The organism is Photorhabdus akhurstii (genome assembly GCF_019090985.1).
Lineage (GTDB): Bacteria > Pseudomonadota > Gammaproteobacteria > Enterobacterales > Enterobacteriaceae > Photorhabdus > Photorhabdus akhurstii.
The window spans coordinates 1,075,603-1,094,771 of record NZ_CP020335.1 but is presented as its reverse complement, the minus strand read 5'-3'; the positions used below and the strand labels follow the sequence as shown (position 1 = coordinate 1,094,771).

20 protein-coding genes and 3 pseudogenes are annotated in these 19,169 nt (G+C 42.7%); 6 read left to right on the top strand and 17 right to left on the bottom strand.

What is annotated here, in order from left to right; translation table 11 throughout:
* Positions 1 to 155: 155 nt before the first annotated feature.
* The 17 genes and pseudogenes from B0X70_RS04760 to hrpB form a co-directional block, all read right to left on the bottom strand.
* A pseudogene (locus tag B0X70_RS04760) lies at positions 156 to 483 on the bottom strand (IS630 family transposase); the annotation flags it as partial.
* Between the two features lie 34 nt (positions 484 to 517).
* Positions 518 to 619: pseudogene (locus B0X70_RS24985) on the bottom strand (DUF6392 family protein); the annotation flags it as partial.
* A 104-nt stretch (positions 620 to 723) separates the two neighbouring features.
* The gene (locus B0X70_RS04755) at positions 724 to 1,182 is read right to left on the bottom strand and encodes a DUF6392 family protein (protein ID WP_217471001.1); all 459 of its coding nucleotides are present in this window, start codon (positions 1,180 to 1,182) and stop codon (positions 724 to 726) included.
* Between the two features lie 13 nt (positions 1,183 to 1,195).
* Positions 1,196 to 1,648, bottom strand: a complete 453-nt coding sequence (locus B0X70_RS04750) for a DUF6392 family protein (RefSeq protein ID WP_217471000.1) — start codon at positions 1,646 to 1,648, stop codon at positions 1,196 to 1,198.
* 88 nt (positions 1,649 to 1,736) lie between these two features.
* Entirely contained in the window at positions 1,737 to 2,210 is a 474-nt protein-coding gene (locus tag B0X70_RS04745) for a DUF6392 family protein (RefSeq protein ID WP_217470999.1), read from the bottom strand.
* 205 nt (positions 2,211 to 2,415) lie between these two features.
* Positions 2,416 to 2,673 carry a bacteriocin immunity protein gene (locus B0X70_RS04740; RefSeq protein ID WP_217470998.1) on the bottom strand — a complete coding sequence of 86 codons (258 nt, stop codon included), beginning with the start codon at positions 2,671 to 2,673 and terminating at the stop codon, positions 2,416 to 2,418.
* 117 nt (positions 2,674 to 2,790) lie between these two features.
* The gene (locus tag B0X70_RS04735; RefSeq protein WP_217470997.1) at positions 2,791 to 3,045 is read right to left on the bottom strand and encodes a bacteriocin immunity protein; all 255 of its coding nucleotides are present in this window, start codon (positions 3,043 to 3,045) and stop codon (positions 2,791 to 2,793) included.
* Positions 3,046 to 3,106: 61 nt separating this feature from the next.
* The gene (locus B0X70_RS04730; protein ID WP_217470996.1) at positions 3,107 to 3,574 is read right to left on the bottom strand and encodes a DUF6392 family protein; all 468 of its coding nucleotides are present in this window, start codon (positions 3,572 to 3,574) and stop codon (positions 3,107 to 3,109) included.
* Between the two features lie 65 nt (positions 3,575 to 3,639).
* Positions 3,640 to 4,326, bottom strand: a pseudogene (locus tag B0X70_RS04725) (DUF6392 family protein); the annotation flags it as partial.
* Positions 4,327 to 4,359: 33 nt separating this feature from the next.
* The gene (locus tag B0X70_RS04715) at positions 4,360 to 4,815 is read right to left on the bottom strand and encodes a DUF6392 family protein (protein WP_110086659.1); all 456 of its coding nucleotides are present in this window, start codon (positions 4,813 to 4,815) and stop codon (positions 4,360 to 4,362) included.
* On the bottom strand, positions 4,815 to 5,363 hold the full coding sequence (locus B0X70_RS04710) for an S-type pyocin domain-containing protein (protein WP_246593430.1): 549 nt from the start codon (positions 5,361 to 5,363) through the stop codon (positions 4,815 to 4,817). The genes B0X70_RS04715 and B0X70_RS04710 overlap by 1 nt, the downstream gene beginning before the upstream one ends.
* Positions 5,360 to 5,818 (bottom strand): DUF6392 family protein, encoded by a 459-nt coding sequence (locus B0X70_RS04705; RefSeq protein ID WP_217470995.1) that lies wholly within the window; start codon positions 5,816 to 5,818, stop codon positions 5,360 to 5,362. Before B0X70_RS04705 ends, B0X70_RS04710 begins: the two co-directional genes overlap by 4 nt.
* Positions 5,818 to 6,342 (bottom strand): S-type pyocin domain-containing protein, encoded by a 525-nt coding sequence (locus tag B0X70_RS04700; protein ID WP_256448184.1) that lies wholly within the window; start codon positions 6,340 to 6,342, stop codon positions 5,818 to 5,820. The genes B0X70_RS04705 and B0X70_RS04700 overlap by 1 nt, the downstream gene beginning before the upstream one ends.
* 57 nt (positions 6,343 to 6,399) lie before the next feature.
* Positions 6,400 to 6,651, bottom strand: coding sequence for a bacteriocin immunity protein (locus tag B0X70_RS04695; protein ID WP_165578168.1), 252 nt, complete (start codon positions 6,649 to 6,651; stop codon positions 6,400 to 6,402).
* Positions 6,652 to 6,658: 7 nt separating this feature from the next.
* Positions 6,659 to 8,326 carry a pyocin-S2/colicin E7-DNase domain-containing protein gene (locus B0X70_RS04690; protein ID WP_217470993.1) on the bottom strand — a complete coding sequence of 556 codons (1,668 nt, stop codon included), beginning with the start codon at positions 8,324 to 8,326 and terminating at the stop codon, positions 6,659 to 6,661.
* A 371-nt stretch (positions 8,327 to 8,697) separates the two neighbouring features.
* Positions 8,698 to 11,154 (bottom strand): bifunctional glycosyl transferase/transpeptidase, encoded by a 2,457-nt coding sequence (mrcB, locus tag B0X70_RS04685; protein WP_217470992.1) that lies wholly within the window; start codon positions 11,152 to 11,154, stop codon positions 8,698 to 8,700.
* A gap of 94 nt (positions 11,155 to 11,248) precedes the next feature.
* A complete protein-coding gene (gene hrpB / locus B0X70_RS04680) occupies positions 11,249 to 13,687 on the bottom strand; it encodes an ATP-dependent helicase HrpB (RefSeq protein WP_217470991.1) in 2,439 nt (812 codons plus the stop codon).
* A gap of 92 nt (positions 13,688 to 13,779) precedes the next feature.
* Between hrpB and sfsA the strand changes: the two genes are divergently transcribed.
* The 6 genes from sfsA (at position 13,780) to panB (ending at position 19,138) form a co-directional block, all read left to right on the top strand.
* A complete protein-coding gene (gene sfsA / locus B0X70_RS04675) occupies positions 13,780 to 14,487 on the top strand; it encodes a DNA/RNA nuclease SfsA (RefSeq protein ID WP_036808210.1) in 708 nt (235 codons plus the stop codon).
* Positions 14,488 to 14,682: 195 nt separating this feature from the next.
* The gene (gene dksA / locus B0X70_RS04670) at positions 14,683 to 15,138 is read left to right on the top strand and encodes an RNA polymerase-binding protein DksA (protein ID WP_011145244.1); all 456 of its coding nucleotides are present in this window, start codon (positions 14,683 to 14,685) and stop codon (positions 15,136 to 15,138) included.
* A 61-nt stretch (positions 15,139 to 15,199) separates the two neighbouring features.
* A complete protein-coding gene (gene gluQRS / locus B0X70_RS04665) occupies positions 15,200 to 16,102 on the top strand; it encodes a tRNA glutamyl-Q(34) synthetase GluQRS (RefSeq protein ID WP_036808211.1) in 903 nt (300 codons plus the stop codon).
* Positions 16,103 to 16,396: 294 nt separating this feature from the next.
* Entirely contained in the window at positions 16,397 to 17,755 is a 1,359-nt protein-coding gene (gene pcnB / locus B0X70_RS04660) for a polynucleotide adenylyltransferase PcnB (RefSeq protein ID WP_110087219.1), read from the top strand.
* Between the two features lie 5 nt (positions 17,756 to 17,760).
* On the top strand, positions 17,761 to 18,276 hold the full coding sequence (gene folK, locus B0X70_RS04655; RefSeq protein ID WP_217471674.1) for a 2-amino-4-hydroxy-6-hydroxymethyldihydropteridine diphosphokinase: 516 nt from the start codon (positions 17,761 to 17,763) through the stop codon (positions 18,274 to 18,276).
* Positions 18,277 to 18,346: 70 nt separating this feature from the next.
* Positions 18,347 to 19,138 carry a 3-methyl-2-oxobutanoate hydroxymethyltransferase gene (gene panB, locus B0X70_RS04650; protein WP_036808213.1) on the top strand — a complete coding sequence of 264 codons (792 nt, stop codon included), beginning with the start codon at positions 18,347 to 18,349 and terminating at the stop codon, positions 19,136 to 19,138.
* The last annotated feature ends 31 nt before the right edge of the window (positions 19,139 to 19,169 follow it).

Genomic DNA, 19,169 nt, shown 5'->3' with positions numbered 1-19,169 from the left:
ACGTGATTATTTATTATGGCCGTAGTTTTAAAATAAAAAATTTCTCATCATGTTAGCATATGGGCATCGAAAATCATTAGCTATGTTGTTTGATTTTATTATCAAAACAGAGGAAAGATAAATAACTCTTCATAATTATGACACACTCCATTTTATTATTCTCTGTTATTCCTATAGGAAAATGAATTCAAAAATACTTTCACTTTTTCGAGCAACTGCCACGTATGCTAGCAGCAATGATTTCGTGTCACTGTTTCATACAGGGATTACCATAGGCGTTCAATTTTATTCAGCCAGAGATAATAAACGTATAAAATAATAGGTTAAATTTAGGATGACGTACCAGCCAATCACTGACCAGCCGGCTTTTATGAATACTGTACTTACCCAAAATTAACGTTTGGATTTCAACGTGACAATATTGGTATTCAAGTTCTTTCAATACATTAATAATCTAGGATTCTTATTTAACCCGCCAACATATTTCAGATTAGCAATTGAACGATTAATCATCTTAAAACCCTGTAGGTTTGGTTTTATAAGAGATTAATCCTTGATTAAAAATTCCCTGATAAGATTTACCTAAGCTATTTATTAACACTAAAACATTGATCGCCATTATTTACATAACCTATTTATTCATATCTTACCGCTAGTATATAAATATGGATAACGGTTTATTAGCCACTATCCAATAAAAGTAAAAAAAACTCTAGAAGACATTTATTCAAAACGTTCAAATATTAATGCATGTACCCGTAAATCAGCCAAATAGAGAAAACGAATCTCTGTATTAGGATATTGCTTACTTAACTTATGTGTATAAGAATCATATCCACCAACCATGCCAATAACAGGGATTTTTTCTGGGCCACCAGCAGAATCTGGTTCCCCCATAAGTGCTCTAACGATTGCTCTATCCATTGAATGTGAAAATGGATAAGGCAATTCTCCACTATATTCTCCACTACCTTCATAAGCGTTAATAAGTGTAATTTGTACAGATTCTAATATTCTTGAATCAGCATGAAACACTAATGTAAGGCCAACGTCAGGTCCACAATTGAACGTATCAGCATTCTCAAACAAAAACTCAAACATTCCGGCTAAAATAAGTTTTCTTTCAACTAATTGCTCCGCCGTTTGTCCTAAGCTTTTAATCATCGTCATAATATCTGCCATTATTACCCCTTTTTCAAATAGTGTTGAAATTAAGTGCTCTCACTCGATAATAAGAATCATAAATAAAAATAACTTCCACGTTTGGATAAGATTTTATACGATTTATATAAGCATCGTATCCACCAATAACACCTATAATCGGTGCTTCTATCATATCTTTTGACTCCGTAGGTTCTCCATATTCAGCTCTTATCGTTGCCTTATCCATTAAAGATAAAAATGGATAAGGCAAACTACCATTATATTCATCATGATCACCATGTATATCAATTAGAATTATCTGGACTGAATTCAATTGCCTAGATTTAGAATCAAAAACTAATGTGATTCCTTTTTCAGGTTCGCAATTAAACGATTCATCCCCTTCAAAATGAAACTTAAATATTCCTTTAGGTATCTCACCAATTTCAACTAATGCTTCGGCAGTTCTCCCAAGATATTTAATTAATTTCGTAATATTAATCACTAATTACCCTACCCTTATTCTGCATTCAATCAATGTAGTTCTTCCAATATCTTATTCTGCATCCGTTCATTACGCTTTTAAGATATTACTACCATGTCACACTTTCAGCACGAAGGAAAGTTATTGTCTCAACTTGTTCAAGCAAATCATGGGATAATTGTATATAAATCTTTTCCTCAGATTCAAATACATTGTAAAGGTAAAGGTCTTTCCAACCATATTGACAGTTAAACACCTTACATGGTGGAAAAGACTTAATTGCCTGCCCAAAATGCTTCTTAACCCATTCACGCGTCATTGAATTAATCAGAGGGGACGGCAATTGATTTGGATAAACATAACGGGGCCGTTCTTCATCGATCAATGTCAGAGTAACATGTGTTAATTTCTTACTGGTCCGGTTAAAAGCCAGAAATATCCCCTCTTTCTGCATATCTAACGACACATAATCGTCACCAGAATCTCCTCTAGGCTTACTCTTATAAGAAATTAAACCTTCATTAAAAATTTCCTGATAAGATTTACCCAAGCTATTTATTAATGCCTCTACATTTATCGCCATTATTTATATAACCTCTTTATTCATATCTAACCTCTAGTATATAAACATTGATAACGATTTATTAGCCGCCATCCAATAAAGGTAGAAAATTAGAAAAAATATTCCAAAAAACGTCTATACAAATTGTTCAAATGCTAATACATCCAATCGCAAATCAGTTAAATATAATCGCATAAATCCTTTTCCTAATTTACCGAATCCCTTTTTATTTTTTGAAGCCAGGTTTGCCGTTTTTAGCCCGCCATTCTTTTATAACTTTAAGCACACCCTCAGGACTATCTTCAACTCCGTTTTCTGGGTAGAGAATTAGTCCATTTCGTCTGGGATGTTCGGTAATTATCTCAATATGTTTTACTAAACTGTGATATTCGTTCTCAGTTTTACATTCACCATCGAAGATTTTATTCAGCAGAACTAAAAATTCAGCTTCTGTATAATCTTCCAACTTATTTTTCAAATTCATCCCACTTTATCCCCTTTATTAACATGTATTTTTACATATCGCTTCGGTGTCAATGTGAGCAGATTATCCATATTATAAACCTCACCACCTTCATTTTCCTAATTTACCGAATCCCTTTTATTTTTTGAAGCCAGGTTTATCATTTTTAGCTCGCCATTCTTTTATAGTTTTTAAAATTCCTTCCGGGGAATCATCTTCTCCATTTTTGGGATAATAAATTAAATCTGATCCTGAAGGATACTCAGTTATTTTTATAAACCCCTCCAATAAAGCATCTTGCTCTTCCTCTGTACCTTCATCCGATATTATTCTTAAAATCAGCTCTATAAACTCATTTTCGGTATATTCTTCCAGTTTATTTTTCAGATCCATTTTATTTTACCTCTTTGTTTAAATGAGTTGGCTATTAAAACGGTTTCCCTCTTATTATTGATTACCAACGCACTTCTGATGTGGGTAAGAATGTCACTGATATAACTTGCTCCAATAGATCATAATCAAACTTCATACTGGTCGGAATACGAAAATCCAGCAATGTATATAACTCAGTCCAGCCAATGTCTTTTTTGAGCCTTTTTCTCGGTGGAAGAAATTTTTCTGGTTTACCAAATTGTTCATGAACCCACTGTCGGCACATCAATGGAATTAATGGTGAAGGCAGCTCATTAGTAAACTGGTATAAGGAATTCTTCTCGTCAAACAAAGTTAATGTAATTTCTTTTAATCGCTTTCCTTCCCGATGGAAAGACAGAAAGACGCCTTCTTTAACCATATCCAAGCACACTACACTATCACCGGCAAAACCACTTGGTTTCGTTTTATAAGGGATTAACCCCTCATCATAAATATCCTGGTAAGTTCTACCTAAACTATTAATTAACGATTCAACATTAACCGTCATTATTTTTACATCCCCTTCTCTGATGTATCTTAGACTTAGATTTTCAAATTTTTCACAGGAAAAAATTATATTTCCCTCTCAAAAACCAATCCTCGAACACGCAAATCCTTTAAATATAGCACACGAATATTTGTATCAGGGTATACAGATTGAAGTTTGCGAATATAACAATCATGTCCGCCGACAACACCAATAACAGGAACTTTTGTTTCCTCTGAGGTAACATCAGGTTCGCCTAGCAAAGCTCTAACAGCAATTTTATCCATTGATAGAGTAAACGGAGGAGGCATTTCCCCATGATACATTTCACTATTTCCAGAATGTCCAGAAGTACTAATAAGTGTAAATTCAACTGACCTCAATTTTCTCGATTTATCATCGAATACCAAGATAAGACCAGCCTCAGGTTCATAATTAAACGTATCAGCTCCTTCAAAAAGGTATTCAAATTTTTTATCAGAAATAAGTTTTTTTTCAACTAATTGCTCCACTGTTTGGCCCAAACTTTTAATCATCGCCGTAATATCTGCCATTATCCCCTGCCTTTTCAGATAGTGTTGAAATTCTGCATGTGTTCCATTTCTTGGTCGCCCCGAAAAATTTCTATACAAATCTACTTCAAACAATTTCACCGGTGATTTACTCAAATACACATACACCGGCGACATATTCGGAATAGGAAATACCAGAATATAATCGCGGAAATCCTTCTCTTCCTGCATGGGCAGAGATTCAATATCGCTATCCACTTTACCCAAGACAAATAATTAGAAATCACACTTCACTCAAATTTTTTTAAACGTTATATTACTCACCTTCTGATCTGTAGAATACGCAAAAATTATTCGTGTATTTGGGTATTGATCGCTCATCCGGTCAATATAAGTATCCCATCCTCCAACCATTCCAATAACTGGCAATTTAACAGCGCCCTTTGTCTCTGATGGCTCTCCTAACACAGATTTAACCTTTGTCTTATCCATTTCAGACAAAAATGGGGGCGGCATTTCACCTCTATAAATCTTCATCCTTGGCCCAGATGCAATTAGAGTAATACCGACTGAGATTAACAACCTTGATTTATCTTCAAAAACTAACGTTAATCCATCCTCTGGTATACAGAGAAATTCATCGTCTCCTTCAAACAAATATTCAAACTTTCCCGTTGGGATAAGTTGTTTTTCAATTAATAGATCTGCTGTTTTCCCTAGACTATGAATTATTTCAACAATATCTCTCATTACCTGTACCATCCTTTCTCTTGATTAAATTTATGTAAGTCTTTCCGGGCATTATTCAATTGACTATCAGTATAACCTTCTTCTTTCAGACCTGGAGTCATAGCATCAAAGTTACTATCAACTGCTGCTTTCAAATCGGATGCATCCCGAATCCTTTTCGTTGGTGTATTTCGCCCGCCATAAGTTTCACTATATTTTTGATGAACCCAGCGAGAAACAGCAATACAAACGCTATTCTCTAAGATATTTTTGAGCACACCAGAATCTAATTCTCCGTACCTTTCAATCAAATAAATTTTCAACGCCGCCTGAGAAGGAATATGATCAATATCCAACCCATCATTACGGCTACGTCCAGCCAGATCCTGATATTCTCCCACTTCCAACGGTTTCACCGGCGGTTTACTCAAATACACATACACCGGCGGCATATTAGGAACGGGGAGGATCAGAATATAATCACGAAAATCCTTCTCTTCCGGCATCGGTAACGATTCAATATCGCTGCCCATATTGTCCAAAATAAATAGTGAGAGATTACTCTTCACCCAGATTTTTTAAAAGTTAGATCACTTACCCTTTGATGTATTGTATACCCAAACACAATATTGATTGCCGGATATAAGTCTTTTAAGCAATCGATATAAACATCCCAGCCACCAACCATACCAATAATCGGTACTTCTGTAGCTTCATTAACCTCAGAAGGTTGACCTAAAATAGCTCTCACTGCGGCTTTATCCATTACAGGTTGAAATGGTGAAGGCATATTGCCTTTATAAACTTCAATTTCAGGTAAATATGATGTCAAAGTAATGCATACAGAGATTAATTTTTTTGTGAATTCATCAAAAACTAGCATGAGCCCAGGCTCAGGTTGACAATGGAACTCCTCATCACTATTAAAGATGTGCTCAAATTTCCCAGCCGAAATAAGTTGTTTTTCAATTAACATATCGACTGTTTGTCCTAAATTATTTATTATTGCAACAACATCGGCCATTATTTGTACCACCTTTGCTTTTTATTGAGTTGGTGTAGATCTTCCCTCGCCTTATCTAATTGTTCAGGCGTATAACCCTCTTCTATCAATCCAATAATCATAGCGTCAAAATTACTCTCTACAGCAGCCTTTAGATCAGATGCATCCTGAGTTTTTTTCATTGGTGTATTTCTCCCGCCGTAGGTTTCACTGTATTTCTGATGTATTCGTTTGGGTATTACTATGCTGACACCTTTTATAAGCATAGCTTTTATCATTGCTGGAGACATATTTGGATACTTATTAGCAAGATATTTTCTCAATGCCGCCTGAGAAGGAATATGATCAATATCCAACCCATCATTACGGCTACGTCCAGCCAGATCCTGATATTCTCCCACTTCCAACGGTTTCACCGGCGGTTTACTCAAATACACATACACCGGCGGCATATTAGGAACGGGGAGGATCAGAATATAATCGCGGAAATCCTTCTCTTCCGGCATCGGTAACGATTCAATATCGGTATGATAGTTGTGAGGTATTCTCTTTGATTGTGATGAAAAGGATTATAAAAATCCTTTTCATCACTTACTCAATCTCTATTTTTTAAAGCCAGGTTTGCCGTTTTTGGTTCTCCATTCCTTTATCACTTCAAGCACACCTTCAGGACTATCTTCAATGCCATCTTCTGGATAGAAGATTAAATCACCGCCAGAGGGGTGTTCTGAAATTCTTTCAAATTCATCTATAGCTTCTGATTCTTCCTCCTCTGTTCGAAAATTTCCATTAAATATTTTCTTTATCAAGGATAAAAATTCATTTTCAGTAATATTCATTACATTATTTTCCATAGTTTATTCACCTCCAACTATGTAGTTCACCATGTCTCTTTGGCGTAACAACACTAATGTTATCAACATTATAAACACCTCCACCTTTAGAAATAGGCTTTTTATGATGTAACTCGTATTTTTTCTTTTTTCCTTTCCATTCGTCTTTCCTTGGAGCTGGAGCTTTTCCTTTTTTCATATTTCCCATATTCGCAGTTTTAAATTGCTTAGAAAACTCAGGGTCATTAGCAACTTCTTTCCAAAACGCATTTCTGAAATTATCAAAGTTATTAAACTTTCTCCCACGCAACTTATCTGCTATCTGACTGGGAATTGGTGCTCCCATACCTTGCCCTGCGCGACTTAACCAGTTTCCTTCGATTTTTTGTCCCCGACCAGTTACCACTCCCGGTTGATTCCGAGGAGTATTAAACATCACATAGATCGGCTCCATGCCTGAATCGGCTGGAAATACCAGAATATAATCACGGAAATCCTTCTCTTCCGGCATAGGTAACGATTCAATATCGCTGCCGACTTTATCCGGGATCGGCAACACGGTTATTTGCGACGGAATAAACGGTTGTTCTTCATTCCCGGTATGCGGTGGAACTTTGAATTCCTGCTCGCTCGGTGTCCATAAAATTGTCGGCCGGTTTTCTCCCGGTTCCCAAAACTCGTAATTACCGGTGGTCCGATTCAGCGTCATCATGCGAACCGGTACTTTATCCAGACCACCTTCCGGGCTGACGTGATATCCCTGAACCGTCATCCTGCCGCTTTTTTCATCTCTGATCCAGCGAAAACGCACACGGGTAGAAGCTTTACCGTACTGTTCCGCTATCTGGCTCAAACGATACGGGGTTAAGTAATCCTCCTCGCCTTCATTCAACTTCGGTGAATAAAACAGCCCCATTAATCCAACTGTCACCGGATTCGGCGCCGCCAGCCAACGTCCTGCACTGATGGCGCCGCCGCCAATGTAACGCATCACCAGCGTTTCCCCTTCCGCTACCGCGCTGCGGGCAGTGGCGGCCACAGCGGTAGCGGCGGCTTCGGCTTTATCTTCACCACTACGGAACCACCGTTTATACCACGGTAATTTTTTATCCTGCGGTTTATCCGGCTCAGGCGGGTGTTTCTCACCTTGTGGAGATGGTTCCGGTTTTTGTGGCGTCACCGGAGTGGGAGATGACGGAACCTGATATATCGCCATTCTGCCGAAGTTATTCGCCGGTTCAGCCTCGGTTCCGGCATCAGTACAACCTTTACCCCGTAAGCAGGATTTCGCAAATACCGGTATTGGAGGCTCTTTAGTCACAGGAGGTGCGGGCTGAACGTTTCTCGTTTCCTTCACCGGCGACGAGAAATTCTGGGCCGCCATATTCACAGGCGCTGTAGCCCGATGATTAGGCTGCTCCTGCTTCTCATAGCTGTCCATCTCCGAGTTGATAAACCTAGCCCGACAGGGGCAAGTACTCACACTGTCCAACGTGCCAGCCAGCTTGCGGCCCATGTCAAACACGTCAGATACACCACCGACAATCATGTAAGTACCGGGATGTTTGCCACAGGTAACTGTATCCCCTTCACGAGCGGTCGCCCGTCCATTAAATGTCATGGTGTGGTCACCAGTGATAATCTGTCCGCCACAGGTTGTCTTATCACCAACGAGCAAGAAATATCCTATTGCCATCTATTCACTTCTCCATTGGTTTACAGCATGGAGAGTGAAGCTAATTGAAATTATCGTCATATTATTATCGCCATCAAGCTAATACACATGATCAACAATTAATCAGATTTTACTTAAAGAAGATATAGGAATATTCTGAAAATTGCCGATTTTATTGCCTATGATGGGCGTAATAACTCATAATTTATAACAATTTATTTACAATTAAATAACAAACATAAGACTAAAAGGATAATAACGCGGTATGTTTGGAAAGCAGGTAAAAAGGGAGTGAACAGCTCTGTGGGATGAATAGCGCTCTACTTTACCCAGAAAACAAAAACGCTGACCATAGAGATCAGCGTTTTGTCATTTATCTCATCAAATATTTATTATTGGCCAAACATCTCCCGCAACCAGCCCGGTGCTTGTTCTTGCTGTTGAACAGGTGCTGATACCTCTGTTTGCTGGCACAAACTTTGTGGATCATAAGTCCAAACCGGTAATGTTCGCCAACCACTGCCACTACAGCTAAAGCTGCCATCCTGATTAACCGCCATATCGACAATGCCTTCTGGTGGAATATTATTCAATATCAGCGGCGTCTGATTTTCCAGATAACGGCGATACACATTCAATGCCCCTGTAGCGCCTGTCAGATTAGTCGGGTCGTTGTTATCGCGGCCAACCCACGCTATCACCACCTCTTTACCATCGATTCCGGCAAACCAGCTATCACGCAGATCATTGGTGGTACCCGTTTTACCCGCCAGATTATAACGACCAAACTTAGCGTTCAGAGAACGAGAAGTTCCATTCGCTACCACCTGCTGCATACCATATAGCGTCAGATAAGCCGCCTGAGCCGGTACAGCCCGTTCAGCCTGTGGGTAACTCTGATATATCACAGTGCCATCTTCCGCGATGACAGAACGTAACGCGGAAAGCGTCGCACGGTTGCCGCCACTCGCCATTGTCTGGTATTCCTGCGCTACTTCCAAAGGTGTCAAGCTGAGAGAACCCAGTAACATGGCCGGAACCTGCTGAATCACTTCCTCCGGTACGCCAAGCCGGATCAATGTGTTGCTGACATGATCAAGACCAACCGCCAATCCAAGGTTCACCGTAGGAATATTCAATGAATTTGCCAGCCCATCTATCAACATGACTCGCCCACGGAAACGACGGTCATAATTTCTCGGTTCCCAAACCTTACTGTTCGGCTGTTTTACCGCAAGGGGTTCATCCGCCAGCCAAGTATTCAACCGATATTGATCCGGCTCACTCAATGCCGCCAAATAAGTCGAAGGTTTTGCCAGCGAACCAATCGAACGGCGCGCCATCATCGCTCGGTTAAATCCAGCATACTGAGGTTGAGAACCCCCAACCATCGCCCTGATTTCACCACTGATGCGATCGACAATCACCATTGCCCCTTCAAGGTCAGCGATTTTGCGGGTTTTTCTCAGACTGGCAATCCCCTCTTCCACTGCGTTTTCAGCCGCATCCTGAGATACCGGGTCTAAAGTAGTGAAGATTTTTACGCCGGACAGATCATTTACTCGATCCCCCAGTCGGTCCTGCAACTCCTTACGAACTAGCTGCATAAACGCCGGTTGTGGGGTAATAACACCACCTTTCGGTTTTACCCCCAGTGGACGAGCACTCAATAACTTATAAAGATCTTCATCAATAATTTGCTGGTTTTGTAACAGCTTGAGCACCACATTACGACGCTGGAGAACGAGTTTAGGATTACGCCACGGATTATAGAGTGAGGCCCCTTTCACCATACCGACCAGCAACGCCTGTTGATCTAAACTCAATTCATCCACGGGACGGCCAAAATAGTAGAGGCTCGCCAGCGGGAATCCTCGGATCTCCCCATCACCACTTCGGCCTAAATAAACTTCGTTCAGATACAGTTCGAGAATCCGATCTTTGCTGTAACGATAATCCATCAGCACCGCCATATAGGCTTCATTGGCTTTGCGCACCAAAGTACGTTCATTGGTCAGGAACAGGTTTCTCACCAATTGTTGCGTCAGGGTACTTCCCCCCTGAACCGTACGCCCGGCAGTCAAGTTAGCCAGTGCCGCACGCCCAATGGAAAGAATACGGATGCCATCATGTTGATAGAAATGGCGATCTTCCGTCGCCAGCAAAGTGTTAACCAGTAAATCGGGGAAACCAGAACGTGGCACAAATAACCGCTGCTCCCCATTGGGGGACTGCAACATGGTAATCAGCTTCGGATCAAGACGGAAGAACCCAAATTGACGCTGATTTTCCAGATTTTCGATCCCCGCCAAGCGGTTATCGCTGAAAGTCAGCAGAGCGTGGATCTGCCCCTCTTTGCTGTCAGGGAAATCAAACGGACGGCGCAACATTTCAATGGTTTCACCTCTGACAGAAAACTCTCCGGGACGGGTAATTTTCGTCACCTGGCGATACTGCATCCCTTCCAGCAGATGTACCATCTCTTTCTTACTGTAGTTCATGCCCGGTTCAAGATTGACCATTCGTCCATAGACTGCCGCCGGTAACTCCCAGACTTTTCCATCAATGCGATCACGGATTTTGGCATCCAGATAGACACCATAAGCCGCCAGTAATACGGCAAAAATAATAAATATCTTGAATAACAACCAGAACCAACGCCACTTTTTCTTAGGCGGGCGAGAATACATTCCTTTCGTTGTCATGGGTTGATCCTCTTCATCATCGTAGTCATCATCTTCATAGCCATTATCATCATCCAACCGATATCGCCTTTTTAATGGCCCTTTACGGCGGGATACCAACTTTTTGCCTTTACGTCCGATTGGTTGACGATCTTCACCAGACATTCCAAAATTCTCCAAAACCGCTCAGATGCTCTTATTTGGGTTTTCATATTTTTTAATGAATTTATTCGCCAGCAAAAACAAGGAGTAAATTCTATTACGAATATTTTTTTGTCCGCCGAGTCGGTACCGTATTTGCCGGATCATCCGGCCATAAATGTTTTGGGTAACGCCCTTTCATCTCTTTTTGTACTTCACGATAGGACCCTTGCCAAAAAGCAGCCAGATCCTGCGTGATCTGCAATGGCCTTTGGGCTGGCGATAAGAGTTCAAGCACCAGTGTTACCCGCCCTTTTGCCAGAGATGGGCTTTGCTGCTCACCATACATTTCCTGCATCCGAACAGATAATACCGGTGGTTTATCACTGAAATAACGAATTGCTATCCGACTGCCGGTAGGAACAGTGTAATAAATAGGCAGTTCATTATCCAGACACTGTTGTTGTTGCCAATCCAGCAAGTTTTCCAACACCGGCAACAAATCAATCTGTTTCAGCCCTTTCAAATCACGCACGCCAGTAAGGAACGGCATCAACCAATCATCAAGAGAAGCCATTAATGCATCATTATCTACTGCCGGCCACTCCATTTCAGGCAACCATTTAGCCGCACATTGGATACGGATGCACAACTGAACTGCCGCAGGTGACCAGTTCAGCTCATGTAATCCCTCACTGCGTAACCAGTTTAGCAGAGCCTGTTGTAATTGCTCATCGGAAGGTTTTGCCAATCGTTGGGCTTTTACTGTCAGGCTGCCACATTGCAGCCGTTTCCATGATCGTAATGTCCCTTTGTTATCATCCCATTCAACGACACTTTGCTCACTAAATAAATTCGGTTGTTGCTGTACCAGTCGTTCAATATCCAGAGGACAAGCCAGCAAAATACGCGCATCAGGATTTTTGCTGTTTTGTAATAACGAAGGAGCCACCAGCCACGATTCGCCAGATAACTTTTCTTCATCATCGATTATCGTTCCCAGACCATTCGCCAGTTGAAAACGCCCTCTCTTATCTCGATTTTTGGCTATTCTGTCAGGGAAACCCTGGGCTAATAGCATTGCAACAAATCCACCATCCGGCTCACCAAAATGATCGCCCATATTCCTGGTTAACTGCTTTGCCCGCCGTAACCAATGAACCTGTCGCTGTTCAACCCAATAAGTGATATCCGGCTGACCATCTCGGGGCGGTTCCTCCAGAATCGCGGTCAGCATAGCTGCGGTTGCCAGCATATCGGCCCCTTGTTCCAATCCCGCACATAACATCGCCGCCAAACGCGGATCACTGCCAGATTCCGCCATTTTTCTGCCTCTGGACGTTAACTGACCATTGCTATTGACTGCGCCTAACTGTAATAACAGCGATTTGGCTACTGTCAGAGCTGCCGCCGGTGGCATATCTAGCCAGTGCAATTGAGAAATATCATGACAGCCCCACTGCAATAAGGAGAGCCATAAGCTACTGAGATCAGTATTCAGAATTTCAGGCTCACTATGTTCTGCCGATCTTTCTGCCTGTTCCTGGCTGAATAGATGCCAACAAATTCCGGCTTCCAGTCGTCCCGCTCGGCCAGCCCGTTGTGTCATAGAAGCTTGACTGATGCGTTGAGTGATCAGACGAGTCAGCCCATTTTTGGGTTCAAAACGCGTCGTGCGTTCAAGACCGCTATCAACCACCAATCGAATACCTTCAATCGTTAAGCTGGTTTCCGCAATGTTGGTCGCCAAAACAACTTTACGGCGTCCACATGGTGAAGGTTCGATCGCTTTTTGTTGTTCAGCCAATGACAACGCACCGTATAACGGGCACAAATCGGTATCCTCGGCAACTCTCCCGCTAAGAAGTCCAAATACCCGTTGAATTTCTCCGCTACCCGGTAAAAACAACAGCATAGAACCTTGTTCCTGTTGGAGTAACCGCAATACAACGGTAGCTACACTCTGTTCAAGAGGTTGATGAGTTGGCAAATGACAATAATGTCTGGTCACAGGAAAGCTTCGCCCTTGAGAAGTAATCACCGGCGCATCAGGTAATAAAGAACAGAGCCGCTGATTATCCAGCGTCGCTGACATAATCAAAATTCGCAGATCATCCCGCAGCCCTGCCTGTACATCCAGCAACAATGCCAGCGCCAAATCGGCCTGCAAGCTACGCTCATGGAATTCATCCAGAATCACCAGAGAAACCCCGGTCAGCATGGGATCTTGCTGCAACATACGGGTTAAAATGCCTTCCGTTACCACTTCAAGGCGAGTGGTTGTACTCACTTTCGTTTCTGAACGCATCCGGTAACCCACCGTCTGCCCAATATTTTCATTCAGTTGAGCTGCAAGGCGATTAGCAACACTGCGAGCGGCAATCCGCCGTGGTTCCAACATTATGATACGCCCAGAAAAATCGGCTTTTTTCAGAATTTCCAGTGGCAAAACTGTCGATTTCCCGGCACCAGCCGGAGCATGAAGCAGGACCTGTTGTGAACTTTTCAACGCACTCAGGACAGGCTCGACGACTTCATATACAGGCAATAAAGACACAAACACTCCATACAAAGAAAGTTAACTTTCAACCGCCGGCATTGTAGCATTGCCCGCTTCAATCTTATGCCATCAGTCATCAAGGAGTTTTTATGGAATTCCATCCACCCTTACAATCTGCCACGCTAATTCGTCGTTATAAACGCTTCCTGGCTGATGTCATCACACCGGAAGGCGAAACACTGACCATCCATTGTGCCAATACGGGCGCAATGACCGGCTGCGCGACACCGGGAGATACGGTTTGGTACTCCACATCTGATAATCCCAAGCGTAAATACCCCAACAGTTGGGAATTAACAGAAACGCAGGATGGTCACTGGATTTGCGTCAATACGCTCAGAGCAAATGATTTAGTCGCTGAAGCCATTGCAAAAAATGCTATTCCAGAATTTTCTGAATATAAAAAAATCAGTCGCGAAGTGAAATATGGCGAAGAGAACAGTCGGATAGATCTGTTATTACAGGCAGAACAACAAGTTAATTGCTATATTGAAGTGAAATCAGTGACTCTTCTCCAGGAAAATTGTGGCTATTTCCCTGATGCTGTCACGACCCGCGGGCAAAAACACCTACGGGAATTGCAGCACATAGCAGAACAAGGGCAAAGAGCGGTTTTGTTCTTTGCGGTTTTGCATTCCGGCATCAGGCAGGTCGCGGCGGCGGCACATATTGATCATAATTATTCATCTCTTTTGGAACAAGCGCAAAATTCTGGGGTCGAAGTTATCTGTTACCAGGCCAACATGACCGGAAAAGGGATGATTTTAGGCGATAAGTTAACTTTTGTACTAAAATAATTAATTTATCGATTTACCTAATTATTTGCAGCCAAGTTGTACAAGGTGTAAAGGCATGCAATACATTTGCTTCCACACCATTGTGAAACTAATGGCAGGAACAATTGCCAACCCATGCTCCATCTGCTATTTATAGCGGCCTGTTTTTTTCCCCGCTAGGGGTTTGTTTGATAGTGCGTGTGTAGGAGAAGTATTATGCAAGAAGGGCAAAAACGTAAAACCTCGTCCTTAAGCATTCTCGCCATCGCTGGGGTAGAACCTTACCAAGAAAAGCCAGGTGAAGAATACATGAACGATGCCCAGTTGGCGCATTTCAAGCTAATTCTTGAAGCATGGCGCAATCAACTCAGGGATGAAGTAGATCGTACTGTATCTCATATGCAAGATGAGGCAGCGAACTTCCCTGATCCAGTTGACCGTGCGGCGCAGGAAGAAGAATTCAGTCTTGAATTACGTAACCGCGATCGTGAGCGTAAATTGATTAAGAAGATCGAGAAAACCCTGAAAAAAGTCGAAGATGACGATTTCGGTTTTTGTGAATCCTGTGGCATTGAGATCGGCATCCGTCGTTTGGAAGCCCGTCCAACCGCAGATTTGTGTATTGATTGTAAAACTCTGGCCGAAATCCGTGAAAAACAGATGGCTGGCTAATTAATGGTGTTCCGAATACGGCGTCTTCATGACGCCGTATAAACAACTCCACTGATCCCATATGATAAAATCTGAACGTCCCCACGCTTATAGTCCCCACTCTTATATTGGGCGTTTCGCCCCATCACCTTCTGGCGACCTGCATTTTGGTTCATTAATCACTGCCATTGGCAGCTATTTGCAAGCCCGCGCTTGTCAGGGGAAGTGGCTGATACGTATCGATGATATTGATCCGCCCAGAGAAGTTCCCGGTGCTGCCGACCGTATTCTTCACGCGCTTGAGCATTACGGTTTACATTGGGATGGTGAAATTCTCTATCAATCTCAGCGCCATGAGGCTTACCGTCATATCCTTAATCAATTGCAACAACAAGGCTTAAGCTATTACTGCACTTGTACCCGTCAACGCATTCACCAGACTAATGGTTTTTATGATAGAAACTGTCGTGAATTAAATTTGCCCGTTGATCATGCAGCAATTCGATTCAAACAGCGTCATCCGATTTACGGTTTCGAAGATAAGTTGCAAGGATATCTGAACGCCGATCCGATCATGGCTGAAGAAGATTTTATTATTCACCGTCGTGACGGTTTATTTGCCTATAATTTAGTGGTTGTTATTGATGATGATTACCAAGGTGTGACCGAGGTGGTAAGAGGAGCTGATTTGATCGCACCAACCGTCCGTCAGATGGCGCTTTATCAGCAGTTAAATCTGAAAATACCTGACTATATTCATTTACCACTCGCTCTAAATCAGGATGGCAATAAACTTTCCAAACAGAATCATGCTCAGCCGATCCCATTGGATGATCCCCGGCCATTACTGATTGAGGCATTATCTTTCCTTAATCAACCAGTCATAGAAAACTGGCAAGACCTTTCTCGTGATCAATTGTTGAAAAAAGCAACAGCACGTTGGGAGCTGGACCGAATTCCACGACAAGGTAAAATATATAGGTAACGTGAATAAAGTTACGGTTAGTCATAACAACCATTCTCAAAAAATACACAGTAGGCTATGATTAGCCGCTGTTTTTATTTGTTTTATATGATTAGTTACTTATCGAGGTGTACCATTTTTAACCGAGTAGCAAATTTCTGCCGTAACTTATTGATCCGCGAAGGGAAAACTAACCGCGAACCACAGGCAGCCAGTGAAGGATCAGTCACCGGATCTAATCGTTCTACTCAGGAAGAGTACGTAACTCTTCACTCTAATCGCCAAAACCCTTATCAATCTTCATCCAATGTGGAAATGCAAAGGAAGGTTGAACAGGAGAATCCTCATCCTGACTCATTAATAACGATAATTCCACGGGAACAACATAGTATTTCCCGCAGAGATATCAGTGAAAATGCACTGAAAGTTCTTTACCGTCTGAATAAATCCGGCTTTGAAGCCTATCTGGTTGGCGGTGGCGTCCGTGATTTATTGCTCGGCACGAAACCGAAAGATTTTGATATTGCCACCAATGCAACGCCAGAACAGGTACGTAAGCTATTTCGCAACTGCCGTCTGGTTGGACGCCGCTTCCGTTTAGCTCATATTATGTTTGGTCAGGAAGTGATTGAAGTCGCAACATTCCGTGGTCCACATGAACAAACGGGTTCCGGTGATAAAAATCAGTCACAACAAGCACAAAGCGGTATGCTACTGCGGGATAACATCTTCGGATCAATTGAAGAAGATGCTATGCGCCGCGATTTCACCATAAACAGCCTCTATTACGGCATCAATGATTTCTCTCTGCGTGATTATGCCGGTGGTCTTCATGATCTGGAAACCGGTGTTATCCGCTTGATTGGCGATCCTGAAACTCGCTATCGAGAAGATCCAGTAAGAATGCTGCGTGCGATCCGCTTCGCCAGCAAACTAAATATGACCATCAGCGAAGATACCGCCGAACCGATTTCTCGTTTGGCTTTTCTGCTGAGTAATATTCCACCAGCCCGCCTGTTTGAAGAATCGCTAAAACTTTTACAAACCGGTCAAGGCTACAGCACTTATCAACTTCTGCGCGAGTACCGCCTATTTCAACCACTTTTTCCATTGGTTCAACGCTATTTCACCGAAAATAACGACTCGCCAATGGAACGTATGGTCAATCAGGTTTTGAAGAATACCGACTTCCGGTTACAGAACGATAAACGGGTTAATCCGGCGTTTTTGTTCGCCGCGATGCTCTGGTATCCACTGGTTGAGCATGCGGAAAAGCTGTCCCAAGAAGGTGGTCTGGCTTACTACGACGCTTTCGCATTGGCTATGAATGATATTTTGGATGAGCAATGCCACTCCATTGCTATTCCTAAGCGCCTGACAACCATCATGCGTGATATCTGGCAATTACAGTTACGTCTGCCACGCCGTCATGGTAAACGGGCAAATAAGTTGATGGAGCACCCTAAATTCCGTGCTGCCTACGATTTGCTGGAACTCAGGGCCAATGTCGAAAACCGCAATGAGCTAAAAGAACTTGCCCATTGGTGGGGAGAATTTCAGCAAGTCAATGCATCACAGCAACGACATATGATTTCCGAACTGGGCAGTGAGATTGTCCGTCGTCGTACACGGCCACGCCGTCACTATAAACCAAGACTAAGCAGGAACGGCTGATAATGATGGCTCGTGTTTATATCGCTGTTGGCAGCAATCTGGCGGAACCTGTGCAGCAAGTAAAAAATGCACTTGCTGCATTAAGGGATTTACCAGAAACAGAATTTATTGCCTGCTCCTCACTGTATCGTACTAAACCAATGGGGCCGCAGAATCAACCTGATTTTCTGAATGCGGCAGTCGCGCTGGAGACCACGCTAACACCGGAAGAATTACTCAATCACACTCAGGCGATTGAACTGGCTCAGGGGCGGGTAAGAAAAGATGAACGCTGGGGGCCAAGAACACTTGATCTGGATATCATGCTATTTGGCGATCTGGTGATTAATACCGAACGCTTGACCGTGCCTCACTACGGACTAAAACAGCGCGAATTTATGCTCTACCCGTTAGCTGAAATTGCCCCTGATCTCATATTTCCTGACGGGGAAGCTTTATCTGAAAGACTAAAACATATTCCAGAAAACGGCCTGGAGCTCTGGCTGCAACCGCAGTCCTCTGATTCTAATCATTACATATAAGGATCTCAGTTCAGTCCGTGGCCGATTTCTGTACATAACAAGAAAAATTGCAGGAGAAGGAAGATAGATAATGAAACCAATAACCATGACTGATCTGAATCAGCTCAAGAACGAAAAACGTAAATTCGCAACTATTACCGCTTATGACGCCAGCTTTGCCCACCTGTTTGCCGAGCAAGGTATCGATGTCATGCTGGTGGGTGACTCACTGGGTATGACAGTGCAAGGGGCTGATACCACCATTCCAGTGACAGTTGAAGATACTGTCTATCACACTCGTTGCGTCCGTGCCGGAGCACCTTATACTTTTATTATTGCCGATATGCCTTTCATGAGTTATGCCACACCAGAGCAGAGTTGTGAAAACGCGGCTAAGCTTATGCGTGCTGGCGCTAACATGGTGAAACTTGAAGGCGGTAGCTGGTTATACGATACCATTAGTATGCTTACCGAGCGTTCTGTACCCGTTTGCGCTCATTTAGGGCTAACTCCGCAGTCAGTTCATATTCTGGGCGGTTATAGAGTGCAAGGACGTGATGAAGAATCAGCGAATCAATTGATAAAAGATGCCATTACCTTAGAAAAAGCGGGCATACAACTGCTGGTGCTAGAGTGCGTCCCCGTTGATTTGGCTAAACGTATCACCGATGAATTACAGATCCCGGTAATCGGTATTGGCGCCGGTAATGTGACTGATGGGCAAATTTTAGTGATGCATGACGTGCTAGGCATCACAGTAAGCCCGCCTAAGTTTGTGAAAAACTTCCTTGAAGAAGCGGGAAATATACCTGATGCCATCCGCCTATATAAAGAGCAAGTAGAAAGCGGCGCCTACCCAGGTAAAGAACACTCATTTTATTAATAAATTACCCTTTGTTAGCCCGAAGGCTGCA